This is a genomic window from Streptomyces sp. XM83C, assembly GCF_023072675.1.
Classification (GTDB): domain Bacteria; phylum Actinomycetota; class Actinomycetes; order Streptomycetales; family Streptomycetaceae; genus Streptomyces; species Streptomyces thermocoprophilus.
Genome location: NZ_JALLGL010000374.1, coordinates 1 through 5,355, shown reverse-complemented (window position 1 = coordinate 5,355; position 5,355 = coordinate 1). Strand labels below are relative to the sequence as shown.

Below are 5,355 nucleotides of genomic sequence, written 5' to 3'. Positions count from 1 at the left end.
GCACGGGGCGGGGCTGCCGTGGGCTGCGGCCCGTGTCCGTCCCCCCGGGGGCCGTGCCGGTCCGGCGTCAGTCCTATGCCGGGGCCAGCAGCGGCCTCGCCCGTTCGCGCAGCTCCACGACCCGGGGCTCGTCGCCGTACGGCTCCAGGCGGTGCAGCAGGTCCTTCACGTACTCCGTGGTCCGCGCCGACGAGATCCGACCCGCGACCTCCACCGCGCGCACGCCCTGCGCGCACGCCGCGTCCAGGTTGCCGGACTCCAGCTCGGCCACCGCGGAGACCACCAGGCGCAGCCCGTGCGAGCGGACGAACTCCTCCGTAGGCTTCGACAGGGCCTGTTCGGTGAAGCGGCGCACCTGCCGCGGCGCCTTCAGGTCGCGGTAGCACTCGGCGGCGTCCGCGGCGAACCGGTCGTAGGAGTAGAAGCCCAGCCAGGACGGGTCGTTGTCGCCGGGGCGGGATCGTTCCAGCCAGCCCTCGGCGGCCTTCAGGGAGGCACCCGCCGCCTGGGCGTCACCCGCGCGTGCGTGCGCGCGTGCCTCCACCAGACGGAAGAAGCTCATGGTGCGCGCGGTGGCCAGGCCCCGGTTGCGTTCCAGCGCGGCCTGCGCGAGGTCCACGCCCTCGTCGCCGAAACCGCGGTAGGTCGCTTGCAGCGACATCGACGCCAGCACGTACCCGCCGAGGGGGACGTCCGCGGCGGCGCGGGCGAGCCGCAGCGCCTGGATGTAGTACCGCTGCGCGGCCTCCTGCTGGCCCGTGTCGAACGCCATCCAGCCGGCCAGGCGGGTCAGTTCGGCGGCGGCGCCGAACAGCGCCCGGCCCACCTCGTCGGAGTAGGAGCCCAGCAGCAGCGGCGCCGCCTCGACGCGCAAGCACTCCGGCACCATCGACGAACGCCAGTCGCCGCCCCCGTACTTGGAGTCCCAGCGCCTGGCGTCCTCCGCGGCCTCCCGCAGCTTCCGCACGTCGCTGTGGCCGACTTTGATCGGTGCGCCCGTGCCCTCCGCCGGTCCGGCCTCGCGCGCGACCGAGCTGTCGGCCGGGGTTATCAGCCAACGGGAGGCGGGCGTTGCGTATGCGCTCACTGCGAACGATCCGGCGAGCGACTGCCAGATGCCGCCGGAGCCGGCGCGGCGCCCGGCGAGGTCGAGACGGTACAGCTCCGTCGCCGACTTCACCGCCTGCCCCACGTCACGCGGGAACGCCAGGCCGACCTCCGGCGCGGGGTCCGCGTCCGCCAGGCCGATCTCGTGCAGCGGCACCGGCCGGCCGAGCTTCTGGCCGATGGCGGCGGCGATGAGGTGCGGCGCGGCACCCTGCGGCACCATGCCCTTCGACACCCAGCGCGCCACCGACGTCTTGTCGTAGCGAAGTGTCAACCCGCGCTGGGCGCCAAGGTCGTTGACGCGCCGGGCGAGTCCTGCGTTGCTGATTCCCGCGAGGGCGAGAACGGCGCCGAGCTTTTCGTTCGGCCCGCGTTGCTCCCTGGACATGCGCCACCCCTCGACACAGACGGCTGCCGCGCTGGCATAACCACGCGGCATTCGTAAACCCAGCGTAGTTCGCCGGATCCCAAGCGTTAAGGGGCTTTGTTCCGGATGGCGGGATTGTGGTCCGTACGGAAGTACGGGCCCCTGCACGGACGGTGGCGGCGCGCTCCCGGCGTGTGGCCGTGCGCCCGTGTGTGCGCTCTTCTCCGGCCATCTCGGGAGCGGTTCCATGGGCGGTGCGTGGGTCGGCCCGCTGTACTGGATCCAGTGGGCTGGGGGACACCGCCGCCTTCATCCCCGCGGGCGGCGGAACGGTCCGGGGGGCGGCGACGCCTCCCGGACTGCGCGCGTTCCGGCCGCGGTTGAGTCCGCGCCAGATGTGTACGGAGCGTGTACGTGTCGCGCACGCGCGCGTGCCCAAGTTCGCCACCGGGCGTCGATTTGGCCGAAAATCGACCCCCTGTTCCCGGGCTCGACACCCGCTCCCACCACGGGAGTTGAGGGCGCACAGGGCGTTCGAGGGGAGTGAATCGGGGGCGCATTCACATCGTCGGGGTTTCTGTGCGCGGGTGGGCCCGCCGACGCGCGAGCGGCTCCGCCGACTCTCTGAGACGCGTTCTTCGTGGCAGCATGTGAACCGTTCGAGCGGTGCAGAGTTGTCCACAGCCTGTGGAGGCGTCGATGCGGTGGTTGGTGGGATGGAGCAGCACCGCCGCGAGGGCCGCCGAGATCGGCTCCGCCGGTGCCACCGGATACGACGGCGAGACCCTGCACCCCGTCGGCTCCCACCTGCTGTGGGGCGACCCCGACCCGCTGTGGGCCGTCGGCGACTGGCGGCCCGACGAGATCCGCGTCGTCACCGCCGACCCCGAGACCCGCATCGCCGTCCTCGGCCTGTGCGGCGCCAGCGACGAACAACTGCGCGTCGCCCTCTTCGCCGCCCGCGGCGGCGCCCTGCGCCACCTCACCGCCTGGCCCGGCAGCTACACCGCCGTCGTCCAGGTCGGACGCCGCATCACCGTCTGCGGAGACCTCGCCGGCGCCCGACCCGTCTTCTACACCCCCTGGGCCGGCGGCACCGCCTACGCCACCGCCGCCCTGCCCCTCGCCGACCTCGTCGAGGCCAACCTCGACTTCGCGCACCTCGCCGCGCTGCTCGCCGCCCCCGACGTGCCCGCCGCCGTACAGGACTCCACCCCCTACGCCGGCGTGCGGCGCGTACCGCCGGGGCACGCGCTGATCCTGCGCGCCGGGGCGCGTGAGATCGCCGGGTACGAACCCGTCGCCTCCCTCGCCGTCGCCGCACCACCCGCCGACCCCGAAAGCGCCGTGGACGGCGTGCGCGACGCGCTCGTCGAAGCCGTACGCACCCGGCTGTCCGCTCCCCGCCACGTGCCCGACATCGACCCCGGGCCCGTCCCCGGCATGGGCCCCGCCGAACGCCGCGCCGCCCGCGGCATGCCCGTACCCGGCATCGGCGCCGACCTGTCCGGCGGACCCGCCTCCGCCACCCTCGCCCTCCTCGCCGCCGGACTCCCCGGCAACCCGGGCACCCTCCTCGGACACGGCACCGGCGCCGGCGAACGCCTCCTCGCCGTCACCTTCAACGACCTCGCCGTCGCGGGACGCGAAGCCGAACTCGAACGGGCCGGCGCGCTCGCCGCCAACCCCCGCCTCCACCACGTCGTCGTCACCGGCGGCGAGGACGTCCTGCCCTACGCCGACCTCGACGGACCCCTCACCGACGAACCCGCGCCCTCCCTCGTCACCGCCGCCCGGAACCGCGCCCGCCTCATGTCCGGCAGCGCCGACCACTTCATCGGCACCGGCGCCCGGCAGGTCCTCGACGCCCACCCGGCGCGCCTCGCCGACCTGCTGATGGACCGCAAACGACGCCACCTGGTCCGGCCCGTCGCCGCCCTCGCCCGAGCCGACGGCTCCGTCCTCGTCCCCGCGCGCGTGTACGCCGCAGCCCGGCGGCTCGCCCGCACCCCCTACCGGGCCGGTCTCGAAGGCCTCGCCGAACGGCTGCTGCACCAGCGGTTCGACGAACCCGGCGGCGCGTCCGGGGCCTCCCTCGCCGCGCTCACCTGGGCCAGACCCGGGCCGGCGGCGCGGTGGCTGACCGGAGAGGCGCTCGCTGAAGTATCGGTTCGCCTCCAGCACGCGACCGCCCGGTCCGGCGTCGGGCCCGGGCAGCGGCCCGGCGACTATCGCGCGCGTGCCGCCCTCGCCCGGGCCGCCGCCGACCTGCGCATCCTCGAACAGGCCGCGGAGATCCGCTCCCAGCGGCTGCACGCGCCGTTCCTCGACAACCAGGTCGTACGCGCGTGCCGCGCCCTCCCCGAGACCTTGCGCGTCCGACCCGGGGCCCGCGCGGAGATCCTCCGCACCGTCCTCCAGGGCGCCGGGGTGACCGACCTTCCGCCCGGCTGGGGAGCCCCCTCCCACGCGCCGTCCGCCGCAGCCGCCCGGACCGGGCTGCGCGTCGCCGCCGACTCCCTGCTCGACCTGTTCGACACGCCCCTGCTCGCGGAGGCGGGGCTCGTCGAGGCGCGCGTCGTCCGCAAGGCCGTGCGGGGCGCCGCGGCGGGGGAGCCGCTGCCGCTGGACGGGCTCGCGGATCTCGTCTCCCTCGAGCTGTGGCTACGGCGGCTGCTGGCGCGGCGGGGCACGTGCTGGACGGGGACACCGGCGCGGGCGCGGGCCGTTCCGGCGGGGGTGTCACGCCGGGTGCCGGCGGGGCCGGCGGGGTCGCCGGGGGCGGCTGTGCGGCGCCTGGTCTGACGCCTGCGCTGCCACCTACGGCCGGTGGGGGGCCTTTGCGCAGTGCCGCGCGCCCCTTTGCCACCGGGGGCCGGTGACGCCGCTGGTGCGCAGGTCGCCGCGCCCCTTTTGGGGTGCCTGGGGTTTCGTTGTTCACCACGGGCCGGTGGGGGCTTGGCGCGCAGTTCCCCGCGCCCCTGTCTTGGCTGGGCCATCGTGTTTCACCTGCGGGCCGGTGGGGGCTGGTTGCGCAGTTCCCCGCGCCCCTTCGGGGTTTCGTTTCCACCTGCGGGCCGGTGGGGGGTTCTCGCGCAGTTCCCCGCGCCCTTTCGGGGTTTCGTTTCCACCTGCGGGCCGGTGGGGGGTTCTCGCGCAGTTCCCCGCGCCCCTTCGGGGTTTCGTTTCCACCTGCGAGCCGGTGGGGAGTTCTCGCGCAGTTCCCCGCGCCCCTGAGTGCCTGCGGCGGCCTGTGTCCGAGGGTGCGTGGTTGCGGTAGCGCCGTCTCTCCGGTGGGTGGATCGGGTGCGCGCCGGGAGTTTTCGCCGCACGCTGCGGGCGGGCACCCCCCCCTTCCCGCCGCGGGCGGCTGTCCGCCGTCGCGGCTGACGGCAACCGTCCGATGCAGCGGCGGGGGCCCGGGGCGCACGCTCGCGTGGCTGCGGGCAGTCGTGCTTGCTGGGGTGGTTTGCCCACCCGGGCATCGGTGGTGTCGGGGGCGCTTGCTCATATGGCTGCGGGCAGTCGTGCCGCTGGGGCGATGGGGGTCCCCCCTGCTCGACCGAAGTCGAGAGCTTGGGGGAGGGTGGGCGCCGAGGGTACCCGCGCCCGCACTGACGCCGGGTGACCCTGTATCGCGGGGGCGCTGACCCGCGCCGAAAGGGCCCGCACCCACGCCGGGTGACCCCACAGCGCGGGGCGCTGACCCGGCTCGCAGCCACGTTGGGTGGACCCGTGGCGCGGGGGCGCTGGGGACTCGCCCCGGGGAACCACTGGGTCGGAGCGTGGGGGCCCGGGGAGAATGGGGCGGTGCGGTACAGAATTCTGGGCGTCGCCCAGGCAGAGGACGAACACGGCACCCCCGCCGCCCCGGGCGGCCC

The 5,355-nt window shown here is 75.2% G+C and carries 2 protein-coding genes; one reads left to right on the top strand and one right to left on the bottom strand.

Features of this window, described 5'->3' with window-relative positions:
* Positions 1–73 precede the first annotated feature (73 nt).
* Positions 74–1,495, bottom strand: coding sequence for an MFS transporter (locus MTQ10_RS27485; RefSeq protein WP_247472973.1), 1,422 nt, complete (start codon positions 1,493–1,495; stop codon positions 74–76).
* A gap of 678 nt (positions 1,496–2,173) precedes the next feature.
* Between MTQ10_RS27485 and MTQ10_RS27480 the strand changes: the two genes are divergently transcribed.
* Entirely contained in the window at positions 2,174–4,279 is a 2,106-nt protein-coding gene (locus MTQ10_RS27480) for an asparagine synthase-related protein (protein ID WP_247472972.1), read from the top strand.
* Positions 4,280–5,355 lie beyond the last annotated feature (1,076 nt).